This is a genomic window from Streptomyces sp. NPDC050703, from assembly GCF_040654435.1.
GTDB lineage: Bacteria > Actinomycetota > Actinomycetes > Streptomycetales > Streptomycetaceae > Streptomyces.
Map to the genome: position 1 here is coordinate 337,502 of NZ_JBFAHX010000001.1, position 24,146 is coordinate 361,647.

Genomic DNA, 24,146 nt, shown 5'->3' on the forward strand with positions numbered 1-24,146 from the left:
GGGGTGCCCGAGGTGGTGTCTACCGCGTGAAGGCTACCGCGCGCCCCGCGCTCACCACTCCAGGGCCCAGGGCCTGCCCGACCCGGCGAAGTGCCCGACGTTCACGCACTCCGTGGCGCCGACGCGCATGCGCCGGACCAGCGGCTGATGGACGTGGCCGAAGAGCGCGTACCGCGGCCGGGTCCTGCGGATCGCGTCGAGCAGCGCCCGGCTGCCGCGCTCGAAGCGGCGGGCCACGGTGTCGTAGAGCAGTTCGGGCAGGTCCGGCGGGATGTGCGTGCACAGGACGTCGACCTCGCCGACCGCCTCGATCTTGGCGGCGTACTCCTCGTCGCCGATCTCGTAGGGCGTCCGCATCGGGGTGCGCAGGCCGCCGCCGACGAAGCCGAAGACGCGACCGCCGATCTCGATCCGCTCGCCGTCCAGGACGGTGGTGCCCGGACCCGCGTATTCGGGCCAGAGGGCCGGCATGTCGACGTTCCCGTACGTGGCGTACGTCGGTGTGGGGAAGGCGGCGAACAGCTCGGCGTACTGCTTGCGGACCGCGCGCTCGATCGCCGGGCGGTGGTCGACGCCCGCCCAGAGCCGCCTGCCCAGCTCCTTGGCCTCGTCGAAGCGGCGGGCGGTGCGCAGCTCCACGAGCCGGGAGGCGTTCTCCGCGCCGAAGAGGTCGGGGAAGATGCCGCGCGAGTGATCGGCGTAGTCGAGGAAGAGGACGAGGTCGCCGAGGCAGACCAGCGCGTCGGCGCCCTCGCCCGCGCGGGCGAGGGCCTCCGCGTTGCCGTGCACGTCACTGACCACGTTGACCCGGAAAGCTGGCATGCCGATCACCCTAAGTCCGCCGCGCCGTGGCCGATAGAGGCCCCGGTCACACGGCCGGACCTGCGGTTACTTCCGAGTCGGGAAGACGGTGGCGTACTGTGCGACGCAGACCACGACGGCGTGTGACGCACCGAACATCTGGGCCCGCCCCCCTACCGGACAAGCCATACCCATGGGTAACATCCGGGCAGTCCAGTAGTGCTCGGCCCCCCCACTTCGACTGAGCACCTGCCCGATCTTGGACCGCACCGTCGCAGCACGACGTCGTGGCGCCGGTGCCCTATGTAGGAGCAGCAGTCTTGCGCGAGTTCAGCCTTCCGGCCCTGTACGAGGTCCCTGCGGACGGCAATCTGACCGATATCGTCCGCAGAAACGCCGCGCAGCATCCGGATGTCGCCGTCATCGGCCGCAAGGTCGACGGACGCTGGCAGGACGTCGACGCCAAGACCTTCCTCGCCGAGGTGCGCGCCACCGCCAAGGGCCTCATCGCCTCCGGGGTGCGCGCGGGCGACCGCGTCGGCCTGATGTCCCGCACCCGGTACGAGTGGACCCTCCTCGACTTCGCCATCTGGAGCGCGGGCGCGGTGACCGTGCCGGTCTACGAGACCAGCTCGGCCGAGCAGATCCAGTGGATTCTCGGTGACTCGGGCGCCGTGGCCTGTGTCGTCGAGCTGGACGCGCACGCCGCCGCCGTGGAGTCCGTGCGCGAGGCGCTGCCGGCCCTCGACAGCGTCTGGCAGATCGACGCGGGCGGTGTGGAGGAGCTGCGGCGCGCGGGCGCCGACGTGACGGACGCGACCGTCGACGAGCGCTGTGCCGCCGCCGGGGCCGACGACCCGGCGACCATCGTCTACACCTCGGGCACCACCGGCCGCCCCAAGGGCTGCGTGCTGACCCACCGCAGCTTCTTCGCGGAGTGCGGCAACGTGGTGGAGCGCCTGAAGCCGCTGTTCCGCACGGGCGAGTGCTCGGTCCTGCTCTTCCTGCCGGTGGCGCACGTCTTCGGGCGCCTGGTCGAGGTCGCCGCGCTGATGGCGCCGATCAAGCTGGGCCACGCGCCCGACGTCAAGAACCTCACGGACGAGCTGGCCTCCTTCCGGCCGACCATGATCCTCGGCGTCCCGCGCGTCTTCGAGAAGGTCTACAACTCGGCGCGCGCCAAGGCGCAGGCCGACGGCAAGGGCAAGATCTTCGACAAGGCCGCGGACACGGCCATCGCGTACAGCCGGGCGCTCGACACCGCCGCGGGCCCGTCCATCGGTCTGAAGATCAAGCACCTGGTCTTCGACAAGCTGGTCTTCAGCAAGCTGCGCGCGGTCCTCGGCGGGCGCGGCGAGTACGCGATCTCCGGCGGGGCCCCGCTCGGCGAGCGGCTCGGCCATTTCTTCCGCGGCATCGGCTTCACCGTCCTGGAGGGCTACGGCCTCACCGAGTCCTGCGCGGCCACCGCCTTCAACCCGTGGGACCGGCAGAAGATCGGCACGGTCGGGCAGCCGCTGCCGGGCTCCGTCGTGCGGATCGCGGACGACGGCGAGGTCCTGCTCCACGGCGAGCACCTGTTCGCGCGGTACTGGAACAACGAGGGCGCCACGGAGGAGGCGCTCGCCGACGGCTGGTTCCACACGGGGGACATCGGCACGCTCGACGAGGACGGGTATCTGCGGATCACCGGGCGCAAGAAGGAGATCATCGTGACGGCGGGCGGCAAGAACGTCGCCCCCGCGGTGATCGAGGACCGCATCCGCGCGCACGCGCTCGTCGCCGAGTGCATGGTCTTGGGCGACGGGCGGCCCTTCGTGGGCGCGCTCGTCACCGTCGACGACGAGTTCCTCGGCCGGTGGGCCGCGGAGCACGGGAAGCCCGCGGGGTCCTCCGCGGCCTCTCTCCGTGACGACGCGGATCTCCTCGCGGCGATCCAGAGCGCGGTGGACGACGGCAACGCGGCGGTCTCCAAGGCGGAGTCCGTACGGAAGTTCCGGGTCCTCTCCTCGCAGTTCACGGAGGAGTCGGGGCATCTGACGCCGTCCCTGAAGCTGAAGCGGAACGTGGTGGCGAAGGACTACGCGGACGAGATCGAGGCGATCTACCGCGGCTAGCGTGGGCGGTCCCTGCGCCCACTCGCCCACCGGGCGTGGGGTCGTGCCTCTTCGCGACTTCCCGTCTCGTCGTGGCCGCTCGCGCAGTTCCCCGCGCCCCTGACCAGGCCCTGGGCGGCGCCCCGTCAGGGGCGCGGGGAACTGCGCGCCGAGCCCACGACGGCAGGCAGCCGCCAACAAGCTCCGGTGGCAGGCCAGTAGGCGCCTACCCGCTCAAGGCCCCCCGGCCGGCAGACGCCTACCCGCTCAGGCCCCCGGCCGGCAGACGCCTACCCGCTCAGGCCCCCGGCCGGCAGACGTTACAGAAGGTCCCGCAGCCTCTCCGCCAGGAGGTCCCAGCGCCAGCGTTCCTCCACCCAGGCGCGCCCCCGCGAGCCCATGCGGGAGCGGAGTTCGGGGTCGGCCAGGAGCGTGGAGATGCGGTCCGCCGCCTCCTCGGGGGCGCCGCCCCGGACGACCCAGCCCGTCTCCCCGTCGAGGACGGCATCGGGGGCGCCGCCGGAGTCGCCGGCGACCACCGGCAGACCCGTGGCCGAAGCCTCCAGGTAGACGATCCCCAGGCCCTCCACGTCCAGGCCCCCGCGCCGCGTCCTGCACGGCATGGCGAAGACGTCGCCCGCGCCGTAGTGCGCGGGGAGTTCCGACCACGGGACCGCCCCGGTGAAGCGGACGGAGCCGGCGACCCCCGTGTCGGCCGCGAGCTTGCGGAGGTCCGCCTCGTAGGGGCCGCCCCCGACGATCAGCAGGACGGCGTCCGGCGACCGCCTCAGGATCGAGGGCATGGCGGAGATCAGGGTGTCCTGGCCCTTGCGCGGCACCAGCCGGGAGACGCAGACGACCACGGGGCGGTCGGTCAGGCCGAGCCTGGCCCGCACCTCGTCGCCGCCCGAACCGGGGTGGAAGGTCTTCTCGTCGACGCCGGGCGGCAGTTGCACCATCCGCCCCGCCGCGGCGGGCGTCAGCGCGGCGGCGACGCGGGACCGGGTGTACTCGCCGAGATAGGTGACCGTGTCCGTCGACTCGCCGATCCGCCGCAGCAGTTGCCGCGAGGCGGGAAGCTGCGCCCAGCCCGCCTCGTGGCCGTGCGTGGTGGCGACCAGCCGCGTGGCGCCCGCCTTGCGCAGCGCAAAGCCCATGAGCCCCAGCGGCGCCGCCGCCCCGAACCACACCGACGTGCACCCGTGTTCCCGGAGCAGCGAGACCGCGCGCCGGGTGACCCGCGGGGTCGGGAGCAGCATCGTCGTGGGGTCGCGTACGACCTGGAAGGGCTGTTCGGCGTCGAAGGCGGCGGTGGCCTCCGCGCCCTCGCGGCCGCGCTTCCACGTGGAGGCGTAGACGACGATCCGCTCGGGGTCCAGGCGCAGCGCCATGTTGTGCAGGAACGCCTGGATGCCACCGGGCCTGGGCGGGAAGTCGTTCGTGACGATCAGGGTCTTGTGCATCGCGGTCGACAGTACCGAAGGGGCGCACGGCCCCGCCTCTTCGCCCTCCCCCCGGCCCACCCGGCATCATGACCCCGGCGGATAGATATGCAAAACAGTCAAAAGGGACGGGGCGCACGCATGGCGCGCATCATGGTCTTCTGGGTCCTCACCAGGGCCGTGCTGCTGCTCTGCGTCTTCCATGTGGTCACCGCCCCCGGGCCCGACGTGACCAGTGACGTCTCGGTCATCTACCAGGGCTGGTACGAGATCCTGCGCACCGGCACCTTCCCCCTCGACGACGTCACCTGGCAGTACCCGCCCGGCGCCGCCCTCGCGGTCCTCTCCCCCGCCCTGCTGCCCTTCCTCGGCTACGCCCCGGCCTTCTTCGCCCTGGCCCTCCTCGCCGACGCCGCCGTCCTCGCGCTCCTTTGGTACGCGGCGCGGCGGCCCGGCAGGTCACCGCGCGGCCTCGTGGTGTGGACGGCGGGAGTGCCGCTGCTCGGGCCGACCGCGTACGCCCGCTACGACATCCTCGTGACCGCCGTCGCGGTCGCCGCGCTGCTCGCCGGGGCCCGGCGCCCGCGCGCCCTGGGAGCGCTCGCGGGGCTCGGCGCGCTCCTGAAGGTCTGGCCCCTGCTGCTGCTCGTGGGCACCCCGCGCGGGCGGGCCACCCTGCGGTCGTGGACGGCGGCCGCGGTCACGGTCCTCGGCGTCACGCTGGTCGCCGTGGTGGCGATGCCGGGGGCGCTCGCGTTCCTGACGTTCCAGCGCGACCGGGGCACGGAGGTGGAGTCGCTCGGCGCCCTCGCCTTCCACGTGGGGCGCCACCTCGGCTGGCGGGGCGAGGTCCGGCTCAACTACGGCTCGGTGGAGTTCCTCGGCCCCTACGTCCCGCTGGTCAGCACGGCGGCGCAGGCGCTGACCCTGGCCGCGCTCGGCTGGCTCCTGCTCTGGCGCCTGCGGTCCCACGCCCGGTCGGCGGACACGCTCGCGGACGCGGCCTTCGTGGCCGTGCTGCTGTTCACCGCCACGAGCCGGGTGATCAGCCCGCAGTACATGCTCTGGCTGGTCGGCGCCGGCGCCGTCTGCCTGGCGTTCCGCACGAGCGGCATGGAGCTCCCCGTCCGGCTCGTCCTCGTCGCCACGTTCGTGACGTTCCTGGAGTTCCCCGTCTGGTTCTCGCACGTGGTGGCCGGTGATCCGCTGGGCGTGGCCCTGCTCCTCGTACGCAACGGCCTGCTGGTCGCGGCGGCCCTGCTCGCCTGCCGGAACCTGTGGCGCCGGTGCGCCGGCGAGCCGGTGCGGAACACGGTCAGCCCAGCTCGGAGCGGAGATACGTGCGCCAGCGCGCCGTGAACTCCCCGGGAGTGGTGTCCAGCACGTCCCGCAGCGCGTCCTCGACCGCCCCGGCCCGGTCGTCATGGCCGCCCACCGCCCGGTAGAACGCGCCCAGTTCCCGCTCGCCCCACTGCTCCGCGATCATCCGGCAGGCCAGCCACGCGCCCTCGTAGGCCGCGGCGAGCCGTTCGGCACGGCCGCCGAAGCCGAAGTCCGCGTCGTCGGGCAGCCGGGCGGGCAGCCGTCCGCCCCGGACCGCGCGCCGCAGTTCGGGCGCGGCCCGCTCCGCCGTGCGTCCCGTGCCGCGGTAGGCCACCCAGTCCGCGAAGCCCTCGGAGAGCCAGAGCGGGGTGGCCCGCGAGGTGCGGGAGCGGGTCGCCACGTGGACCGTCTCGTGGGTCATGACGACCTGCTTGCCGAAGTCGCCGAGGACGCCGTACGCCTCGGGGTTGACGATGACGCGGTCGGCGGGGGCCCGCCCCGAGCCGCCCGCCTCGCCGGTGGTGACCGCCGCGATCCCCCGGTACCCGGCGGCGGGCGCCCCCAGGAGGCCCGCCATGCCGTCCAGCGTGCGCGGTACGAGGACGACGACCTTGCCCGGCCACTTCCCCCGCCACGCCGCGTCCACCGCGGGCACCGCCCGCTCGGCGAGGTCGCGGTAGGCGCGCCGGTCCGCCGCGCTCTGCCCGACCCCGAGCACGAGGCTGTGCCTGCCCCGCTCGGCCCGCACCGGGCCCTGGTCCCAGAGCTGCTGGCCCGCCTTCCGCGCGGGCCGCTCCGACGTGACGTACCACCGCCCGCCGTGCCGCTCCAGGGCGAGCGTGCGCTCCGCGGTGCGCGGGGCGCGGTCGTAGCCCTTGACGCGGTAGCTGAGTTCGGCACGCGCGGTGGCCCTCGCGCCCGAGCGGTCGAGGCCGGTCAGGCGGTACTCCCACGCGTCGAGCGGCACGTCGCGGACGTGGGCGAAGAGGTCGGTGGGGGCGCGCCCGCCCGCCGTGCTCCGCTCGGTGCGCTCGTACGCCTTCGCGTCCCGTTCCAGGACGGCGTGTGCCCGGCGCTCCAGGAGCCTGCGCACCTCGCCCGCGGCGGAGTCGGGGACCGGGTCGCCGCCGCATCCGGCGAGCAGGGCGAGGCAGAGCGCGACGCACAGCGCCACCGCTCCCGACCCACGCCTGTGACCAGCCACCTTCCCGATCGTACGGGGCCGGTCCGGCGGGTGGGCGGTCAGATACGGGTCACGGAGGAGACCGGCATCATGCCGACCGGGTCGTAGCGGACGGGCGCTCCGGGGTAGGGGGCGTGCACCACCTGGCCGTCGCCGGCGTACATCCCGATGTGGCTCGCGTCGTCGCGGTAGGCGACGAGGTCACCGGGCCGCACATCGGAGAGGGAGACCTGCCGTCCGGCGTACCGCTGCGCCTGCGAGGTGCGCGGCAGTCCGACCCCGGCCTGGGCGTACGACCACTGCGTGAGGCCCGAGCAGTCGAAGCCGGAGGGCCCGTTGGCCCCCCACACGTACGGGCGGCCGACCGCGGACCTGGCGGCGGCGAGGGCCGCCGCGGCGCGCGAGGACACGGTCCCCGCGGGCTCGGGGAGGTCCCCGCGCCCGCCGCCGCGCGAGGCCCTGTCGTAGGCCCGGCGCTCCTTGCCGGTGAGCGAGTCGAGCAGCCGTCTCGCCGTGGCGAGCTTGTGCTCGACGGCGCGCTTGTGGCGGGCGACGGTGGCGCGGCTCTTCTCCAGCTCTGCCAGCTTGCGCCCGGCCTCGGCGCGCTCGCGGGCGAGGCCGCGCTGGGCCTTCTGGAGGTCGGTGAGTTCACCGGCCTGCCGGACGGTGACGCGGTCGAGGACGGCGGCCCGGTCGAGGTAGCCGTCCGGGTCGGAGGAGAGCATGAGCAGCAGTGCGGGGGCGATGCCGCCCTCGCGGTACTGCGCCTGGGCCAGCGCGCCGAGTTCGCCGCGCATGCCGTTGATCCGCTCCTGGCCGCGGGCGACGCTGTCCTTGGCCCGCTTCGCCTGGGCGCGCAGCTCGTCCGTGCGCTCGTCGGCTTCGTTGTACGCCTCGGTGGCCCGCTCGGCCTCCTCGTAGAGCCGGTCGACCGCGGCCCGGGTGTCGGCGGGCCTGTCGGGCCGGTCGGGCCTTGCCTGGGGGGCCGCGCCCGCGGGTGCGGCGGCCAGGGCGGCTGCGGCGGTGGCCGCTGCCGCCGAGAGGACGGTGACGCGCGTGCTCCGGTCGGTGCCGGGCTGTGCGGGACGACGGTGGGACCCCACTGGGCGCCGCTCTCCCTTCCGCTGGAGGACCCCCGGCTCTGGCGGGGGAATGCGCGCCGACAGTAGCCGTGCGGCCGGCGCGGGACCAACGCCCCGGATGGGTGCGCGAACGCCCGCGCCCCGCTTCAGACGCAGGTCATCAGCGGGGCGCGGGGTCAGCGGAAGGTGCCGGAATTCGCCCGTTCGGGCGGTACCGGCGGGCTCCGTGGTTCAGACGCGGACGCCGAACTGGAAGGTGCCGAGGTAGGACATCGACTCGTAGCGGACGTTGGCGCCCGGCTTCGGGGCGTGCAGGACCTGGCCGTTGCCCGCGTAGAAGCCGACGTGCGCGAGGTTGTTGAAGAAGACCAGGTCGCCGGGCTTCAGCTCGCCGCGGCCGATCCTCGTGCCGTCGTTCTGCTGGGTGTAGGTGGTCCGCGTGATGGAGACACCGGCCTGCGCGAACGCCCACTGGGTGAGCCCGGAGCAGTCGTAGGAGTTGGGGCCGGTGCCGCCGGAGACGTACGGCTTGCCGAGCTGCGTGGCGGCGGCGTTCAGGGCGGCGGCGCCGCGGCCGGACGCGGGGGCCTCGTCGCCGAGGTCGGCGCGCTGGTCGGCGGCGCGGCTCGCGCGCTTCTGCTCCTTCTCGGCCAGGTCCGCCTTCTCCTTGGCGGTCAGCGTGTTGAGGAGCTTCTGCGCCTCGCCGAGCTTGCCCTGGACTTCCTGCTTCTTCTTGCCCAGCTCCTCGCGGGTGTCCGCGAGGTCGTCGAGCTTGCCCGCGGCCTCCTTGCGCTTCTGCGCGAGGTCCCGCTGCTTCTTCTGGATCTTCTTGAGCGAGTCGACCTGCTGGCTGCTGAGCTGGTCGAGGGTGGACGCCTTGTCGAGGTAGTCGTCCGGGTCGGAGGAGAGGAAGAGCTGAAGGGAGGGGTCGATGCCACCGGAGCGGTACTGCGCGCTGGCCATCGAACCGAGGCCGTCGCGCAGCTCGTTGAGCTCCTCCTGGCCGTCGGCGACCTTGTCCTGGAGAGCGTCGATCTGCTTCTCCAGCTTCTCCTGCTTCTCCTTGGCCCCGTTGTACTTGTCGGTGGCCCGCCCCGCGTCCTCGTAGAGCTTGTCGACCTTGGACTTGACCTCGTCCTTGCTCGGCTTCGGTGCGGCCTGGGCGGCGCCCTGCGAGGTGAGGGCCACGGCAGCGGCGGCGGTCGCGGTGAGCACGGTCACGCGGGTGCGGCTCGGCTGCTTGGGACGACGGTGGGACGCCACGCGGGCGGCTCCTTCTTCCTCCAGCCGCCTACCGAGACCCGGTGGGCGGGCACCATCGCCGCCACCCCGTATGGGTGATCAACTAAGCGAGGGTTCGAGGCGAGACCCTAGTGACCTTCTTGTGATCAGTTCAAATTACCGGGGCAGAAAATCGCTTGCGGGGCGCATATTTTACCGATGCCGCACAGCCCGTGATGATCTTCTGACGCTACGTCGCGCCCACGAGCCGTCAATTCGGGCATAGGGCCCAGGAGTTGCGGGAAGCCCCTTTAGCCCCGCGAAAGCCGCTTCAGGAGCACCGCCGAAGCCACCGGCCGCGCACCGGCCTTGGCGATCCCGTCGGCCACCTCGCGGTCGGTCGAGACGACGACCACGGGCCTGCCGGGCGGCTCCGCGCGCACGAGCTGGCGGATCAGCTCGTCGGCGGTCACACCCGGCTTGGAGAAGAGCACCCTGACCCCGCGCGGCGGCGCGAGCAGCACGGGAGCGGCCAGTTCCGCCCCGTCGAAGACGCAGGTGACCTCGGCGCCCGACTGCAGGGCGAGCTGCGAGAGCGAGCCGAGGAGGCGCAGCCGCTGCTTCTCCAGCGGCATGGTCGGATAGCCGGTCTTGGTGACGTTGTAGCCGTCGACGACCAGGTGCGCCTGCGGCAGCGCGAGGAGCTGGTCGAGGATCGCCGGGTCGCTCTCGGAGAGGGCGCGGGCGGCGATGTCCTTGGGCGACATCCGGCCCGGCTCGACGGCGTCCACGGTCTCCGCGGGGCGCACGGAGACGGGCGGCAGGGCCAGTTCGCGGCGGAGCCCCTGGGCCGCGTCGAGGACCGTGTCCAGCAGCAGCCGCACCCGCATGTCCTCGACGCTGCGCCCCTCGCGCGCCGCCCTGCGGCTGGCCTCAAGGGCGGCCTCGGTCTCGCCGAGCCTCGCCTTGAGCCGCCGGGTCTCGCTCTCGGCGGCGGACACCTGGGCCTGGCCCTCGGCGCGGACGGCCTCCGTCCGAGCGGCGGCCTTGCGCAGCGCGGCCTCGCCGCGCTTGACGTCGCTGAGCGCCCCGCGCAGCTTGCGGTGCAGGGACTCGGCCTCCCTGCGCGCCGCGTCGAGCTCGGCGCGCAGCCGCTCGGTCTCGGCCTTGGTCTGGCCGCGGGCGGCGGCCAGCTCCTCGCGGAGCCGCTCAAGCTCGGCCCTGGTCTCGTCGTCCGCGCGCTCGGCGTCGGCCCGCTGGGCCTCCTCGCCCGCGGCGGTCACCAGCTTCACCCAGCCCGCGGGGCGCAGCACGTAGGCCGCCGCCGCCACGTCCAGGGGGTCGGCGGCCGGCGGCGGGGTGCCCGCGTCCAGGGCGCCCGTCAGCTCGGCCTGGGACTCCCTGAGCCGTTCGCCGATGCGCTGGCGGAACAGGGTGTCGCTCTCCAGGGCTGCCGCCATGGCGTTGCCCGCGAACTTCGCGCGCCGGGTCGGCGTGAAGCGGGCGTACTGCCTGAGCTGGGCGGGCAGCTCGGCCAGGGTCAGGCCGCCGAAGGCGTCGGAGACGAGTCGGACGACGCGTCGGCGCACGCCGTCCGGCAGCGGACGGTCGAGCACCTCAGCGGTGCCGTCGTCCGGCTCCCCGCCCGCGCTCTCCACCATCCGTCACCCCACTTGCCGTGCGGGCCCCGCTCCCTCAGGAGTCGGTGCCCGGCCTGTCCACCAGTTCCACTTGATCCACCGCGTTGCACCAGCGGCAGCGGACCGACTCGATGGTCTCACTGACCACCTCGCGTTCCTCCACGTTCGGCTCCCCCGCGAGGTCGAGATGCACATACTCGACGACCTTCGAGCTGCGGGTCACGTCGAAACGCGTGAGATTGCCGCACAGCTTGCAGCGCCATCGGGTGGCGGCGGTCGGCAGGGGAACCGTCATCGTGGCTGATCGCTTTCCTCGGTGGCGTGGCACTCGTCCGGGTTTCCGCGGTGCGTATTGCCCGCAACCTTAAGGCCTGTAAGGGGCGCCATGCGGCGGCGTCCGCCCCGGCATGGCGGTCTGTGCGGGTAGCGCCCGTTACGTCATGCTCTGTTCATGATCGACGCATGGAGTACACGGGCGAGCCGGCTGTCCGGCGGCCGGGCCGCCCCGGTGACGTACGGACTGATCGCCGTCTGCTGCCTGGTCTTCCTGATCTCCCCGGTCTCGGGGCTGAACCCCGCCTACGGCCGCGGCGACGAACTGCTCGGCGCGCAGCAGGCCTACTTCGAGCGGTGGGGAGTGGTGCCCACCGAGCTGTTCGGCGGCGTGCCGAGCGCAGCGCTCGGCCCGTTCACGGCTCTGTTCGTGCACGGGAGCTGGATTCATCTGCTCGGCAACATGCTCTTCCTCTTCGTCTTCGGGGCGATGGTGGAGGAGCGCATGGGGCATCTCACGTACGCGCTCTTCTACGTCGGCTGCGGCTATCTGGCGCTGCTGGCCTACGCGGCGGCGCACGCGGACTCCCAGCAGACGCTCGTCGGGGCCTCCGGGGCGATCTCCGCCGTCCTCGGCGCCTTCCTGCACCTCTTCCCCAGGGCCCGCGTCACCAGCATCTACCCGTTCCTCTTCTTCCTGCCGCTGCGCTTCCCCGCCTGGCTGGTGCTGCCGTTCTGGGTGGCCCTGCAGTGGCTGGCGGCGGGGCGGGACGGCCAGGGGACGGGAGTGGCGTACCTCGCGCACCTGGTGGGCTTCTCGCTGGGGTTCCTCTCCGCGTGGGTGTGGCGCGCGCGGAGGGCTAAGGTGAAAGGCACCGCACCGGCCATCGAGGGAGACAGCCAGCCGTGATCACCGCGATCGTGCTCATCAAGACCAGCGTGGACCGGATTCCGGAGATCGCCGAGTCGATCGCCGCGCTCGACTCCGTCAGCGAGGTCTTCTCCGTCACCGGGACCTACGACCTGATCGCGATGGTGCGGGTGCCGCGCCACGACGACCTCGCGGACGTCATCCCCGGCCGGATCAGCAAGATCCCGGGCGTCGAGGGGACGGACACGCACGTGGCGTTCCGCACGTACTCCCAGCACGACCTGGAGGCGGCGTTCGCGATCGGCCTCGACTCCTAGGGCTGCCGTCGGGGCCCCGGGCCCGTCCTCGGGGCCGTTCATGAAGGTTTCCTCATCCGCGGCTCATCCGGACGCGGGGGCGCGTCGTCCAGCATGGCCGGCATGGTCTTCTCCCACCGCATGGCGGCCCTGGCAGCCGTCGTGGCGATACCGCTCGGCATCGCCGCGACCAGCTACCTGCTGACGGACAGCCCCGCTCCCCCCAAGGCTCCGCCCAAGGTCGAGCTGCCGAGCGACTCCCCCACCGCCACACCCACCACCGTCCGGCCCACCCCGAGCGACGAGACGGTGTCCCCGCCGCCGGTCCGCGGGAACGCCCCGGGCGACGACAGATCTCCGGGCGATGACAACGACGACGACGCGGACGACGACGCGGGCCGAGGCGACAGGGACGACGACGGCGACGACGGACCCGGTGACGACGGCTGAGCCGCCGCGCCGCCGGATATCCGCCCGGGTCCGCATCCTGCTGTGGCTGCTCGTGGTGATGGCCGTCGCGCTGACCGCGGTGGCCGCCACCACGCGCTCGGTCCTGCTGCGCGACGTCGACCACCGCGTCGGCCGGCTCCTGGCGCAGGAGACCGGGGAGTTCACCAACTTCGTGAAGGAGGGGGTCGACCCGCACACCGGCGAGCGGTTCACCGACCCCGATCCGCTGCTGCGGCTGTTCCTGTCCCGGCAGTACGCCGACCCCGACGAGGAACTGCTCGGCCTGATCGGCCGCGAGGGCCGGGGCCCCGCCAAGAAGGAGCAGTCAAGGGAGAAGCGGATCGACCACCCGCTCGCCGACGACCCCGCCGCGCTCAAGGCCGTCTTCGACTCCCGCGACGCCACCGGCACGCTGGAGGGGCCGGGCGGCGAGGTCCGCTGGGCGAAGGCGGTGGTCGAGGCGGGGCCCGCGCACCCGGAGGCGGCCTTCGTGGTCGCCTTCCACCCGGCGGGGGAACGGGCCAAGGCCAACAGCGTCTTCACCATGCTCCTCGCCATCTCCGGGGTGGCGCTCCTGATGACGACGGGCATCGGCTGGGTGGTCGCCGGGCGCATCCTCAGACCGGTCAGGCTGGTGCGGGCCACCGCCGCGCAGCTCACCGAGCAGGACCTGACCCGGCGCATCCCGGTGCAGGGCCACGACGACGTGGCGGCCCTCGCCGAGACCTTCAACGGCATGCTGGACCGCCTGGAGCGGGCCTTCGCCGCCCAGCGGGAGTTCGTCGACGACGCGGGCCACGAGCTGCGCACCCCCATCACCATCGTCCGCGGCCACCTGGAGCTGATGGACACCGCCACCGAGAACGCCGCCGAGCGCGAGGAGACGGTCCGCATCGTCACCGAGGAGCTCGACCGGATGAGCCGCATGGTGGAGGACCTGCTGCTGCTCGCCAAGGCCGAGCGGCCCGACTTCGTCACCCCGGGGCCCGTCCAGCTCGCCGAGCTGACCGCGGACGTCTTCGTCAAGGCGAGGGCGCTCGGCGAGCGCGACTGGTACCTCGCCGAGGTCGCCGACACCGAGGCCCTGCTCGACGCCCAGCGCATCACCCAGGCCATGGTCCAGCTCGCCCAGAACGCCGTCCAGCACACCGTCCCCGGACAGCGCGTCGGCATCGGCTCGCGGCTGCGCGAAGGGAACATCGAGCTGTACGTCGCGGACAGCGGCCCCGGGGTGCAGCCGCAGGACGCGGCGGTGATCTTCGAGCGGTTCCGCCGCGGCACCGCGCGGCGCGGCTCACGCTCCACCGGGGCGGGGCTCGGCCTCGCCATCGTCAAGGCCATCGCCGAGGGCCACGGCGGGCGCGTCGAACTGCGCCCCACGGACGGCGGCGGCGCCACGTTCCTCCTCGTACGGCCACAGCAGGAAGGGGCGGCACGCCCGTGAACCGCGTACTGATCGTCGAGGACGAGGAGCGCATCGCCTCCTTCGTCGAGAAGGGGCTGCGCGCCAACGGCTTCACCACCACGGTGGTCGGCGACGGCGAGAGCGCCTACGACTACGCCCTGACCGGCGGCTTCGACCTGGTGGTCCTGGACATCGGGCTGCCGGGCAAGGACGGTTTCACGGTCCTGCGGCAGCTGCGCGAGGCCCGGGTGACCACGCCCGTCATCGTGCTGACCGCCCGCGACTCGGTACGGGACACCGTCGCGGGCCTCGAAGGCGGCGCCGACGACTGGATGACCAAGCCGTTCCGCTTCGAGGAGCTGCTCGCCCGGGTGCGGCTGCGGCTGCGTACGGCGGCGTGGGCGCCGGAGGTGACGGTGCTGCGCAGCGGCGGGCTGACCCTGGACCTGCGCACGCGCAGGGCCCGTTCGGACGAGCGGACGGTGGATCTGACGGCCCGTGAGTTCGTGCTGCTCGAACTGTTCCTGCGCCATCCGGGGCAGGTGCTCTCGCGCGAGCAGATCCTCTCCCACGTGTGGGGGTACGACTTCGACCCCGGTTCCAACATCGTGGACGTGTACGTGCGCGCCCTGCGCAAGAAGCTGGGCGCGGAGCGGGTGGAGACGGTGCGCGGGATGGGGTACCGCCTGCCGGACGCGGACTGAGAGCCTGTGGGCGGTCACGCCGCCCGGCCGGTGAAATTTCCTTCATGCACGGCTCATTGCGGGCTCACGGCGCCGCACCACGCTGGACACCGTGACCCTGACTCCCCGCCATGCCGTCACGCTGTGCGTCGCGCTCAGCGTCTGCGCGCTGCTCGTGGTCCCCGGCAACTTCCCGGGGCTCGGCATCGACGCCCGCATCACCCTCGCCGTCTTCGCCCTCGCGACCTGTGCCTGGATCGGCACGCCGATCGACGACACCTACATCGCGCTCGGCGCGGGGCTCGCCCTGACCGCGACCGGCGTGATCAGCAGCGACACCCTCTTCGGCACCCTCGGGGACGAGACGGTGTGGCTGCTGATCTGCGCCTTCGTGCTCGCCGCCGCCGTGGCGCGCAGCGGGCTCGCGGGGCGGGCGGCGGCCTTCCTGGTCAGCGGGGCGCGCAGCGTACGGCAGCTGACGCACCTGACGACCGCCGCGCTGGTCGTGACGGCCTTCGCGGTGCCCGCCACCTCGGGGCGCGCCGCGCTCGCGCTGCCCGTCTTCCTCGCCCTGGCCAAGGTCCTCGCCGACCGCAGGCGCCTGGTCGTGATGCTCGCGCTGCTCTTCCCCACCGTCATCCTGCTCTCCGCGGTCGCGACGCTGATCGGCGCGGGCGCCCACCTGATCACCGTGTCGGTGCTCTGGGAGGCCACCGGTGACCGCGTCGGCTTCACCCAGTGGCTGCTGCTCGGCCTGCCCCTCGCGGTCGCCTCGTCCCATCTGGCCGCCGAGGCCGTGCTGCTCACGACCACGCGGCGCGCGGACCGGAGGGGCCCGGTGCACATTACCGTCGAACAGCTCCAGGCCCACAGCGAGCGGCCGGTCTCCGGCCCCTGGGAGCCCGCGGAGACGCGCTGCGCCCTGCTGCTCGCCACGGTCGTCGCGCTCTGGTGCAGCGAACCCCTGCACCGGGTGCCGCCCGCCGTCGTCGCGCTGATCGGCGCCGTCGTGGCCGCCTCCCCCGCCCTCGGCACCGTACGCCTGAAGGACGCCCTGAGGACGGTGCCCTGGGCGCTGCTGCTCTTCATGGCGGCGACGATGGCGATGGGTGTCGCGCTGGCCGACTCGGGAGCGGCGAAGTGGCTGGTCGGCGGCCTCCCCCTGGATGTGCCCCCGTGGCTGTTCCTGACCGTGGTGGTCTGCCTGAGCACGGCCGCGCACCTGGTCCTGCAGTCCCGCTCGGCCCGTTCGTCCGTCCTGGTCCCGCTGGTCGTCGCGGCGGCGGCCGGCGCGGGCGTCAATCCGGTCGCCGCGGCCCTGGCCTCGACGGCGGCCGCGGGGTTCTGCCACACGCTGCCCGCCTCCGCCAAGCCGGTCACCCTCTTCGCCGACATCCCGGGCACCCCCACCTACACCCCCCGCGACCTGCTGCGCCTCTCCGCGGTCCTGGCCCCGCTGACCGCCGCGCTCGTCCTGCTCTTCGCCGTCACGCTCTGGCCGCTGCTCGGCGTCCCCGTCCGATGAACCACGCCCGCACAGGAGATCCCATGCTGAACCGTTTCGCCATCGCTCCCAGCGGCTTCAAGGAGTCCCTGTCCGCGGGCGCCGCGGCCGAGGCCATCGCCGCCGGCGTACGCCGTGTCGTCCCGCACGCCGAGACCGACCTGATCCCGCTCGTGGACGGCGGCGAGGGCACCGCCCGCGCCCTCGCCTCCGCGGACGGCGGCCGGCTCGTCGCGCTGCCCGCCACCGGCCCCGTGGGCCAGCGCATCGGCACGCACTTCGCGCTCCTCGGCGACGGCACGGCCGTCGTCGAGATGGCGGCCGTCGCGGGGCTCGCCCTGGTCCCCCGCGATCTGCGCGACCCCGGCGCCACCACCACGTACGGCGTCGGCGAGCTGATCCGCGCCGCGCTCGACGCGGGGGCCCGCCGCATCCTCGTCGGCTGCGGCGACTCGGGCACCTCCGACGGCGGCGCGGGTGCCCTCCAGGCCCTGGGCGCCCGCCTCCTCGACGCCGACGGCCGGGAACTGCCGCGCGGCGGCCGTGAGCTGGCGCGGCTGAGCCGGATCGACGCGAGCGGACTCGACCCGCGCCTCGCGGACACCGACATCCGGGTGGCGTGCAACCCCTTCAACGTGCTCTGCGGCGAGCGCGGTGTCGCCCGCGTCTTCGGCCCCCAGAAGGGCGCGACACCCGCGCAGGTCGAACAGCTCGCCGCCGCCCTCGAACACTGGGCACACGTCCTCACCCGTGACCTCCGTGTCGGGACCGACCTCTTCGAGGGCGCGGGCACCGGCGCGTCCGGCGGCCTCGGGGCGGGGCTCGCCGCCCTCGGCGCGCGGCTGCTCCCCCGCTTCGACGTGCTGCTCGGCCGGCTCGACCTGGACGCCCGCCTGGCCCGCGCCGACCTGGTCGTCACGGCGGAGGGCGCCCTCGACCACCAGACGCCGCGCGGCAAGATCCCCGCCGAGGTGGCCCGCCGCGCCAAGCGCTCGGGCCGCCCGGTCCTGGTCCTCGCGGGCACGATCGGGCGGGGCGCCCACCAGGTGCGGGCGTCGGGCGTCGACGCCTACAGCGCGATCCTGCCCGCCCCGGTCTCCCTCACCGAGGCCCTCGGCAGGGGCGGCGAGTTCCTGACCGACGCCACCGAGCGCGCCCTGCGGATGATCGTGCTCGGGTCACGCCTCAGGAGCGGCCGCACGGGTCAGGCGGCGACGCCGGTGTCCGGCACGCAGCGGCCGTCCTCGGTGCGGTAGCTCCACCGGGCGCCGTCCGCCACCAGCTCCCTGACGGCCCGTACGAAACGCTCGACGTGCTCGTCGGGGGTGCCCGCGCCGAAGCTCACGCGGATCGCGTTCAGCGACTTCTCGCCGGGCGCGGCCTCGGGGGCGCCGCACTCGCCGGGCTCGTCGGCCTCGCCGCCGAGCAGGGTGCGCACCAGCGGGTGGGCGCAGAACAGGCCGTCGCGTACGCCGATGCCGTACTCGGCGGAGAGCGCGGCGGCGAAGTGCGAGCTGTTCCAGCCGTCCACGACGAACGAGATGACGCCCACGCGCGGCGCGTCGTCGCCGAAGAGCGAGAGCACCCGGACGGCGGGCACGTCGGCGAGCCCTTCGCGCACCTTCGCGATCAGGTGCCGCTCCCGGGCCACCAGCGACTCGAAGCCCGCCTCGGTGAGCGCCTTGCAGGCGGAGGCGATGGAGTAGACGCCGATGACGTTGGGCGAGCCGGCCTCGTGGCGGGCGGCGGTGTCGTGCCACTCCACGTCCACGCCGCCGCCCGCTTCCTTGGGGCGTCGCGCCACCTTCCGCGAGGCGCCGCCGCCCGCGAGGTAGGGCTCGGCGGCGGTCAGCCAGTCGGAGCGGCCCGCGAGGACACCGGAGCCGAAGGGCGCGTACAGCTTGTGCCCGGAGAACGCGACCCAGTCGACGTCCAGATCCCGTACGGAGACCGGGTGGTGGGGGGCGAGCTGGGCGGCGTCCAGGACGATCCTGGCGCCGTGCGCGTGCGCGGCGGCGGCCAGTTCGCGCACCGGCCACAGCTCACCGGTGACGTTGGAGGCGCCGGTGACGCAGACCAGGGCGGGGCCGCTGGGGGAAGGCTCGCGGCCGGCCAGCGCGCGCTCCAGCGTCCGCACGGCCTCGTCGGGGGTGCGCGGCGCGTCGAGGTAGGTGACGCGGGCGTCGCGCCACGGCAGGAGCGAGGCGTGGTGCTCGGTCTCGAAGACGAAGACCTCGCAGCCGGCGGGCAGCGCGGCGGCGAGCAGGTTCAGCGAGTCGGTGGTGGACCGCGTGAAGACGACCTGGTCGCCCTCGCGGCAGTCGAGGAACTCGGCGACGGTCGTGCGGGAGTTCTCGAAGAGGTCGGTGGAGAGCTGGGAGAGGTATCCGGCGCCGCGGTGCACGCTGCCGTAGTAGGGCGCGTACGCGGCCACGTCGTCCCAGACCCGCTGGAGCGCGGGGGCGCTCGCCGCGTAGTCGAGGGCGGCGTACGTGACCTCGCCGCCGGTCACGAGCGGCACGGTGACGTCCCTGCCGAGCACCGGCAGCGGTGCCTCGCAGCAGGGGTCGGCGGACTCGGCGGCGGGGGCGGTCCTTGCGGCGGCGGGGCGTGCGGACATGGCGGTATCTCCCTGCGGACGTGACGAGAAGCGGTGGGGCCCGCGGGACGGCGCGAAGGGCCGGTCGACCACGGGGTGTTGCCTCGACGCGCGGCGCTCTCGGCCGGGCGGAGGGTGTCGCGGAAAGGGGCCGTACGGGCCCTATCGCATTCGCTTGCTCACGAGACTGCTCCCTTGAGGACCAGGACCCCAGGGCTGTGACATCCGACGATGTCCAGGGGTCCGCGCTTGCCATACGCCTTGCTGCGTACGGCCTGGTCTTCACCCGGGGCACCCCGCCACGGACGGAGGGTTGCCGGACAGCGGGCCGGGGCCGTAGTCGCTGTCACTCATGACCTGTGCAGCATCCTGCCACACGACCTTCGGTGCGCAAGGCGCGGTCCAGAATCCGGACCGCGCCCCGCGTCACACCACCGGTCCCGCTCAGCGGTTGCTGGCGCTCACCCAGCGCTCCAGGGCCCGCTTCGCCGCCCCGGAGTCGATCGACTCCGCCGCCCTCGCCATCGCGGCGCGGATCTGCTCCTCCAGGCTGCCCTCGCCCTGCGCGAGGGCCACCAGGGCCGCCGCCGAGTTGAGGAGCACCGCGTCGCGCACCGGGCCGCCCTCACCGTCGAGCAGCCGCCGGGCGACCTCCGCGTTGTACGAGGCGTCGGCGCCGCGCAGCGCCTCGACGGGCACCAGGCCGATGCCGACGTCACGGGGGTCGAAGGCCTCCTCGCGGACCGCTCCGTCGCGCACCACCCAGACGCGGGAGGTCGACGTCGTCGTCAGCTCGTCCAGGCCGTCGTCGCCGCGGAAGACGAGCGAGGAGTTGCCGCGCTCGGCGAAGACGCCGGCGACCACGGGTGCCATCCGCGCGTCGGCGACACCGACCGCCTGGGCGCGCACCCTGGCCGGGTTGGTGAGCGGACCGAGGAGGTTGAAGACGGTCCTGATGCCGAGCTGGCTGCGCGCGGCACCCGCGTGCCGCAGCGCCGGGTGGAACTTCACCGCGAAGCAGAAGGTGATGCCCGCCTCCTCCGCGACCTCGACGACCCGCTCGGGGGTGAGCTGGAGGTTGACGCCCAGCTTCTCCAGGACGTCGGACGCGCCGCTGGCCGAGGACGCGGCGCGGTTGCCGTGCTTGACGACCTTCGCGCCGGTGCCGGCGATCACGATCGCGGACATCGTGGAGATGTTCACCGTCTTGGCGCCGTCGCCGCCCGTGCCGACGATGTCGACCGTCTCGCCCGGCACCTCGATCACGTTGGCGTGCTCGTACATGGCGCGTACGAGACCGGAGATCTCCTCCACGGTCTCGCCCTTGGAACGCAGCGCCACCACGAAGCCCGCGATCTGCGCGTCGGTGGCCTCGCCGCGCATGATGCGGTCCATGGCCCAGGCCGTGTCGTCGGCGCTCTGGTCGCGCCCTTCGAGCAGTCCGTTCAGTACGTCGGGCCAGGAACGGTCCGCCGCGGTGGTGCCTCCTGCGGGGGTCACAGCGCTCATAGCCGCTCCTGGGGTTCAGTCCGGGGAATTCCGGGGGATTCCGGAGGAATCCGGGGGAAGTCTGTCACCCCTGCACATCGGGGTGGGACCACCCTATCCAGCCGCGGGGACGGCAAAGAGCCCCGTCCATGCAATGGACGGGGCTCTTGCCGTGGCGACCCTTGTGGTCTACAGCTCGTCGAGGTTCAGTCGATCAGTGGTGGCCGTGGCCGCTCGTGATCTCCTTGTACTCCTCGGCGGTGGGCTTGGGGATCTGGCTGTCCTCCCCGTAGTAGCCCTTGGAGAGCTTGGCCCTCAGCTTCTGCGCACCGGTCACCTTGCGCTCGACACCGTTCTCGTCGACCGTCGGGCCGATCTCGACCGGCTTGTACTGCTCGTGCGCGGTGAGCGTGTGCAGCTGGTCCTTGCCGAGCGGCTCGTGGATCTCGATGAACTCACCGTGCGGCAGGCGCTTGATGATGCCCGACTCGCGGCCGTGCAGCACCTTGTCCCTGTCGCGCCGCTGCAGACCCAGGCAGATCCGCTTGGTGACGATGAACGCGACGACCGGGGCGACGAAGAAGGCGATGCGCACGAACCAGGTGATCGCGTTGATCGACAGGTGGAAGTGCGTGGCCCAGAGGTCGTTTCCACCACCGATCAGGCAGACCAGGTACCAGGTGATCCAGGCGACGCCGAACGCGGTGCGCGTCGGGGCGTTGCGCGGGCGGTCCAGGATGTGGTGCTCGCGCTTGTCGCCGGTGACCCAGGCCTCGATGAACGGGTAGACCGCGATCACGACCAGGATGAGCGGGAAGACGATCATCAGCGGGATGAACACGCCCAGGACGAGCGTGTGGCCCCAGAGGTTGATCTCCCAGCCCGGCATGACACGGATCAGGCCCTCGGAGAAGCCCATGTACCAGTCGGGCTGCGCACCGGTGGACACCTGGTCCGGGCGGTACGGGCCGATGGCCCAGATCGGGTTGATCGAGGCGATCGCCGAGATGACCGCGATGACACCGAAGACCAGGAAGAAGAAGCCTCCGGCCTTCGCCATGTAGACGGGCAGCAGCGGCATGCCGACGACGTTCTTGTTGGTCTTGCCGGGGCCCGCGAACTGCGTGTGCTTGTGGTAGAAGACCAGGATCAGGTGCGCCACCATCAGGCCCAGCATGATGCCCGGCAGCAGCAGGATGTGCACCGAGTAGAAGCGCGCCACGAAGTCGCCGCCGGGGAACTCCCCGCCGAACAGGAACATCGACAGGTACGTGCCGACGACCGGGACGGACAGGATCGCGCCCTGCATGAAGCGGACACCGGTGCCGGAGAGCAGGTCGTCCGGGAGCGAGTAACCGGTGAAGCCGGTGAACATGCCGAGGACGAACAGCAGGAAGCCGAACAGCCAGTTGACCTCACGCGGCTTGCGGAAGGCACCCGTGAAGAACACGCGCATCATGTGCACGAACATGCCGGCGAGGAAGATCAGCGCCGCCCAGTGGTGGATCTGCCGGATCAGCAGGCCACCGCGCACATCGAAGGAGATGTGCATGGTCGAGTTGAACGCCTCGGACATCAGCTGTCCCTGCATGGGGACGTAGCTGCCGGTGTACTCCACCTCGTTCATCGACGGGTGGAAGAACAGCGTCAGGTACACACCCGTGAGGATGATGATGATGAAGCTGTACATGCAGATCTCGCCGAGCATGAAGGACCAGTGGTCCGGGAAGATCTTGCGCATGTTGGCCTTGGCCAGGGAGTAGATCCCCAGCCGGCCGTCGGCCCAGTCGGCCACCCGCTCGCCGGCGGGTGCCTTCTTGCTCGACGAGTGGTTCGCAGTGGTCGGGGGGTTGGTGCTCATCCGCGCTCCCAGAAGGCAGGACCGACGGGCTCTTCGAAGTCGCCGAGCGCCTCGAGGTAGCCCTCCTCGTTCACACCGATGCGCAGCTGCGGCAGGGCGTGACCGGCCGGGCCGAAGATGACTCGGGCACCGTCGGAGAGGTCGAAGGTGGACTGGTGGCACGGGCAGAGGACGTGGTGCGTCTGCTGCTCGTACAGGGAGATCGGGCAGCCCACGTGGGTGCAGATCTTGGAGTAGGCGACGATGCCCTCGTGCGACCACTCCAGCTCACGCTTGTCCTTGATGTTCTCCGGCTGGATACGGACGATCATCAGGGCGGCCTTGGCGATCTGGACCTGGAAGTCGTGGTCGTGCTCCGACATGCCGTCGGGCATGGCGAACGTCAGCGATCCGACCTGCACGTCCGAGGGACGCAGCGGCTCGTGCGTGTTCATGTTGACGAGCTTCTTGCCCTTGGCCCACTTGGTGTGCCGGAGCTTGTCCTCGGGCAGCGGACCGAGGTCGCGCAGGAGGACGACACCGGAGAGCGGGACCAGGGCCAGCGCGCCGAACATCGTGTTGCGGATCAGCTTGCGCCGGCCGAACTGCGACTCCTCGGCACCGGCCCTGAAGTCGGCCATGACCTTGGCCCTGACCTCGGGCTCGGCCTCGATGGGGTGCCGGTCGTCGGCGACCTCCACGTCGGACATCAGGGTGCGGGCCCAGTGGACCGCGCCCGCGCCGATGCAGAACAGCGCCACACCCAGGGTCAGGCCCAGGGCGAAGTTGAGACCGCTGATGTGCCCGATCGGCCAGACGTAGATGCTCTTGTCCGCGGGGATGGCCACGAACGAGGCGATGAAGCCGACGGTCGCCAGCATGGACAGCGTGAACATGAACGCGATCGCACGCTCGGAGCGCCTCGCGGCCCGCTCGTCGATGTCCTGGATGCGGTGCTCGTGCGGCGGAAGCCCCGGGTCGGCGAACGGGTTCTCGTCCGCGACGGCTACCGAGCCGTGCTCGGTGTCCTGCCCAGCCGGCAGGTTCTTCTCTTCTGGAATCTCTTGGCTACTCATGACTTCTTGGCCTTTGCGGTCCGAGCGGCGACCCACACGGCGACCGCGATCAGCGAACCGAGACCGAAGATCCAGCCGAAGAGGCCTTCACTGACCGGGCCCAGACCACCGAGTTCGAGACCGCCAGGGCTCTCGGTCTTCTCGCCGTTGACCGCGTCGAGGTACGCGATGATGTCCTTCTTCTCCTTCTCCGGCATGGTCGTGTCGGGGAAGGACGGCATGTTCTGCGGGCCGGTCTGCATGGCCTCGTAGATGTGCTTCGGGGAGACGTCCTCGAGCGACGGCGCGAACTTGCCGTGCGTGAGCGCGCCACCCTTGCCGGTGAAGTTGTGGCACTGGGCACAGTTCGTGCGGAACAGCTCGCCACCCTTGGCGATGTCCGCCCCGTCCGGGCTGTACTGCTTCTCGGTCGGGACCGCGGGACCGGCGCCGAGCGACGAGATGTACGCCGCGAGCTGGTCGATCTGGGCCTGGTTGTAGATGACCTTCTTCTTGGGTGCCTGGGCGCCCTGCTGCTGGAGCGGCATGCGCCCGGTGCCGACCTGGAAGTCGACCGCCGCGGCGCCCACGCCGACCAGGCTCGGACCGTCGGAGGAGCCCTGACCGCCGGTTCCGTGGCAGCTGGAGCAGCCCACGGCGTAGAGCTTCTTGCCCTCGTCGATGGCGAGGGACTGGGCGGTGTCGTCGGCCTGCGCCTTGTCCGCCGGCGCGAACGCGGCGTACAGCCCCCCGGTGGCCGCCAGCGCGAGGAGTAGGACGACGACCGCCGCCAGCGGATGGCGTCGTCGTGCGGAGAGCTTTTTCACGGATTACCCCGGTGTCAGGATCTTCTGCGTCGATGCTGGAAAGTGTCGGTACGTCGCGTGAGCGACC

The 24,146-nt window shown here is 72.4% G+C and carries 21 protein-coding genes and 1 riboswitch; of the genes, 9 read left to right on the forward strand and 12 right to left on the reverse strand.

The genetic code is table 11. The features are described 5' to 3' along the window. Positions 1 to 51: 51 nt before the first annotated feature. Positions 52 to 822, reverse strand: a complete 771-nt coding sequence (locus AB0I16_RS01580; protein WP_363247260.1) for a metallophosphoesterase — start codon at positions 820 to 822, stop codon at positions 52 to 54. A 299-nt stretch (positions 823 to 1,121) separates the two neighbouring features. Between AB0I16_RS01580 and AB0I16_RS01585 the strand changes: the two genes are divergently transcribed. Beyond that, positions 1,122 to 2,918 carry an AMP-binding protein gene (locus tag AB0I16_RS01585; protein WP_363247261.1) on the forward strand — a complete coding sequence of 599 codons (1,797 nt, stop codon included), beginning with the start codon at positions 1,122 to 1,124 and terminating at the stop codon, positions 2,916 to 2,918. A gap of 299 nt (positions 2,919 to 3,217) precedes the next feature. On the opposite strand, the gene AB0I16_RS01590 is transcribed toward AB0I16_RS01585, so the two are convergent. Further along, the gene (locus AB0I16_RS01590) at positions 3,218 to 4,360 is read right to left on the reverse strand and encodes a glycosyltransferase family 4 protein (protein ID WP_363247262.1); all 1,143 of its coding nucleotides are present in this window, start codon (positions 4,358 to 4,360) and stop codon (positions 3,218 to 3,220) included. 120 nt (positions 4,361 to 4,480) lie between these two features. Here AB0I16_RS01590 and AB0I16_RS01595 point away from each other — a divergent pair, with 120 nt between their 5' ends. Next, entirely contained in the window at positions 4,481 to 5,698 is a 1,218-nt protein-coding gene (locus tag AB0I16_RS01595) for a glycosyltransferase 87 family protein (protein WP_363247263.1), read from the forward strand. On the opposite strand, the gene AB0I16_RS01600 is transcribed toward AB0I16_RS01595, so the two are convergent. From AB0I16_RS01600 to AB0I16_RS01620, 5 genes are all read right to left on the reverse strand, one after another. Further along, on the reverse strand, positions 5,655 to 6,866 hold the full coding sequence (locus AB0I16_RS01600) for a hypothetical protein (RefSeq protein ID WP_363247264.1): 1,212 nt from the start codon (positions 6,864 to 6,866) through the stop codon (positions 5,655 to 5,657). The two genes, AB0I16_RS01595 and AB0I16_RS01600, sit on opposite strands and share 44 nt — an antisense overlap. 38 nt (positions 6,867 to 6,904) lie before the next feature. Beyond that, positions 6,905 to 7,948 (reverse strand): NlpC/P60 family protein, encoded by a 1,044-nt coding sequence (locus tag AB0I16_RS01605; RefSeq protein ID WP_363247265.1) that lies wholly within the window; start codon positions 7,946 to 7,948, stop codon positions 6,905 to 6,907. Between the two features lie 210 nt (positions 7,949 to 8,158). Further along, positions 8,159 to 9,190, reverse strand: coding sequence for an NlpC/P60 family protein (locus tag AB0I16_RS01610; protein ID WP_363247266.1), 1,032 nt, complete (start codon positions 9,188 to 9,190; stop codon positions 8,159 to 8,161). Between the two features lie 269 nt (positions 9,191 to 9,459). Continuing rightward, positions 9,460 to 10,809 (reverse strand): NYN domain-containing protein, encoded by a 1,350-nt coding sequence (locus AB0I16_RS01615; protein ID WP_363247267.1) that lies wholly within the window; start codon positions 10,807 to 10,809, stop codon positions 9,460 to 9,462. A gap of 34 nt (positions 10,810 to 10,843) precedes the next feature. Then, positions 10,844 to 11,083 carry a hypothetical protein gene (locus AB0I16_RS01620; RefSeq protein WP_363247268.1) on the reverse strand — a complete coding sequence of 80 codons (240 nt, stop codon included), beginning with the start codon at positions 11,081 to 11,083 and terminating at the stop codon, positions 10,844 to 10,846. Between the two features lie 156 nt (positions 11,084 to 11,239). On the opposite strand from AB0I16_RS01620, the gene AB0I16_RS01625 reads away from it, so the two are divergent. From AB0I16_RS01625 to AB0I16_RS01655, 7 genes are all read left to right on the forward strand, one after another. After that, on the forward strand, positions 11,240 to 11,971 hold the full coding sequence (locus AB0I16_RS01625) for a rhomboid family intramembrane serine protease (RefSeq protein ID WP_363247269.1): 732 nt from the start codon (positions 11,240 to 11,242) through the stop codon (positions 11,969 to 11,971). Then, positions 11,968 to 12,249 (forward strand): Lrp/AsnC ligand binding domain-containing protein, encoded by a 282-nt coding sequence (locus AB0I16_RS01630; RefSeq protein ID WP_055566223.1) that lies wholly within the window; start codon positions 11,968 to 11,970, stop codon positions 12,247 to 12,249. Before AB0I16_RS01625 ends, AB0I16_RS01630 begins: the two co-directional genes overlap by 4 nt. A gap of 102 nt (positions 12,250 to 12,351) precedes the next feature. Then, complete coding sequence (locus tag AB0I16_RS01635; RefSeq protein WP_363247270.1) at positions 12,352 to 12,678, forward strand: small secreted hydrophilic protein; 327 nt, start codon at positions 12,352 to 12,354, stop codon at positions 12,676 to 12,678. Then, entirely contained in the window at positions 12,665 to 14,122 is a 1,458-nt protein-coding gene (locus AB0I16_RS01640; protein ID WP_363247271.1) for an ATP-binding protein, read from the forward strand. The genes AB0I16_RS01635 and AB0I16_RS01640 overlap by 14 nt, the downstream gene beginning before the upstream one ends. Continuing rightward, complete coding sequence (locus AB0I16_RS01645) at positions 14,119 to 14,787, forward strand: response regulator transcription factor (RefSeq protein WP_363247272.1); 669 nt, start codon at positions 14,119 to 14,121, stop codon at positions 14,785 to 14,787. The genes AB0I16_RS01640 and AB0I16_RS01645 overlap by 4 nt, the downstream gene beginning before the upstream one ends. Before the next feature lie 91 nt (positions 14,788 to 14,878). Further along, on the forward strand, positions 14,879 to 16,291 hold the full coding sequence (locus AB0I16_RS01650; protein WP_363247273.1) for an SLC13 family permease: 1,413 nt from the start codon (positions 14,879 to 14,881) through the stop codon (positions 16,289 to 16,291). Between the two features lie 23 nt (positions 16,292 to 16,314). Beyond that, on the forward strand, positions 16,315 to 17,526 hold the full coding sequence (locus AB0I16_RS01655) for a glycerate kinase (protein ID WP_363247274.1): 1,212 nt from the start codon (positions 16,315 to 16,317) through the stop codon (positions 17,524 to 17,526). Here the strand turns inward: AB0I16_RS01655 and AB0I16_RS01660 are convergent. The 5 genes from AB0I16_RS01660 to AB0I16_RS01680 form a co-directional block, all read right to left on the reverse strand. Continuing rightward, positions 17,475 to 18,890 (reverse strand): aminotransferase class V-fold PLP-dependent enzyme, encoded by a 1,416-nt coding sequence (locus AB0I16_RS01660; RefSeq protein ID WP_363247275.1) that lies wholly within the window; start codon positions 18,888 to 18,890, stop codon positions 17,475 to 17,477. The genes AB0I16_RS01655 and AB0I16_RS01660 overlap by 52 nt on opposite strands. A 219-nt stretch (positions 18,891 to 19,109) precedes the next feature. Beyond that, positions 19,110 to 19,227, reverse strand: a riboswitch (SAM riboswitch). 86 nt (positions 19,228 to 19,313) lie between these two features. Next, on the reverse strand, positions 19,314 to 20,378 hold the full coding sequence (gene trpD, locus AB0I16_RS01665) for an anthranilate phosphoribosyltransferase (RefSeq protein WP_363247276.1): 1,065 nt from the start codon (positions 20,376 to 20,378) through the stop codon (positions 19,314 to 19,316). A 193-nt stretch (positions 20,379 to 20,571) separates the two neighbouring features. Beyond that, positions 20,572 to 22,218 (reverse strand): ubiquinol-cytochrome c reductase cytochrome b subunit, encoded by a 1,647-nt coding sequence (locus tag AB0I16_RS01670; protein WP_363247277.1) that lies wholly within the window; start codon positions 22,216 to 22,218, stop codon positions 20,572 to 20,574. Further along, positions 22,215 to 23,273, reverse strand: coding sequence for a Rieske 2Fe-2S domain-containing protein (locus AB0I16_RS01675; RefSeq protein WP_363247279.1), 1,059 nt, complete (start codon positions 23,271 to 23,273; stop codon positions 22,215 to 22,217). Before AB0I16_RS01675 ends, AB0I16_RS01670 begins: the two co-directional genes overlap by 4 nt. After that, positions 23,270 to 24,079 (reverse strand): cytochrome c, encoded by an 810-nt coding sequence (locus AB0I16_RS01680; RefSeq protein ID WP_363247280.1) that lies wholly within the window; start codon positions 24,077 to 24,079, stop codon positions 23,270 to 23,272. The genes AB0I16_RS01675 and AB0I16_RS01680 overlap by 4 nt, the downstream gene beginning before the upstream one ends. Positions 24,080 to 24,146: the final 67 nt, after the last annotated feature.

Coding starts and splice junctions, on each gene's coding strand:
- AB0I16_RS01580 (WP_363247260.1), bottom strand. CDS start 822: ATGCCAGCTTTCCGGGTCAACGTGGTCAGTGACGTGCACGGCAACGCG.
- AB0I16_RS01590 (WP_363247262.1), bottom strand. CDS start 4,360: ATGCACAAGACCCTGATCGTCACGAACGACTTCCCGCCCAGGCCCGGT.
- AB0I16_RS01595 (WP_363247263.1), top strand. CDS start 4,481: ATGGCGCGCATCATGGTCTTCTGGGTCCTCACCAGGGCCGTGCTGCTG.
- AB0I16_RS01615 (WP_363247267.1), bottom strand. CDS start 10,809: ATGGTGGAGAGCGCGGGCGGGGAGCCGGACGACGGCACCGCTGAGGTG.
- AB0I16_RS01620 (WP_363247268.1), bottom strand. CDS start 11,083: ATGACGGTTCCCCTGCCGACCGCCGCCACCCGATGGCGCTGCAAGCTG.
- AB0I16_RS01625 (WP_363247269.1), top strand. CDS start 11,240: ATGATCGACGCATGGAGTACACGGGCGAGCCGGCTGTCCGGCGGCCGG.
- AB0I16_RS01635 (WP_363247270.1), top strand. CDS start 12,352: ATGGTCTTCTCCCACCGCATGGCGGCCCTGGCAGCCGTCGTGGCGATA.
- AB0I16_RS01655 (WP_363247274.1), top strand. CDS start 16,315: ATGCTGAACCGTTTCGCCATCGCTCCCAGCGGCTTCAAGGAGTCCCTG.
- AB0I16_RS01660 (WP_363247275.1), bottom strand. CDS start 18,890: ATGTCCGCACGCCCCGCCGCCGCAAGGACCGCCCCCGCCGCCGAGTCC.
- trpD (WP_363247276.1), bottom strand. CDS start 20,378: ATGAGCGCTGTGACCCCCGCAGGAGGCACCACCGCGGCGGACCGTTCC.
- AB0I16_RS01670 (WP_363247277.1), bottom strand. CDS start 22,218: ATGAGCACCAACCCCCCGACCACTGCGAACCACTCGTCGAGCAAGAAG.
- AB0I16_RS01675 (WP_363247279.1), bottom strand. CDS start 23,273: ATGAGTAGCCAAGAGATTCCAGAAGAGAAGAACCTGCCGGCTGGGCAG.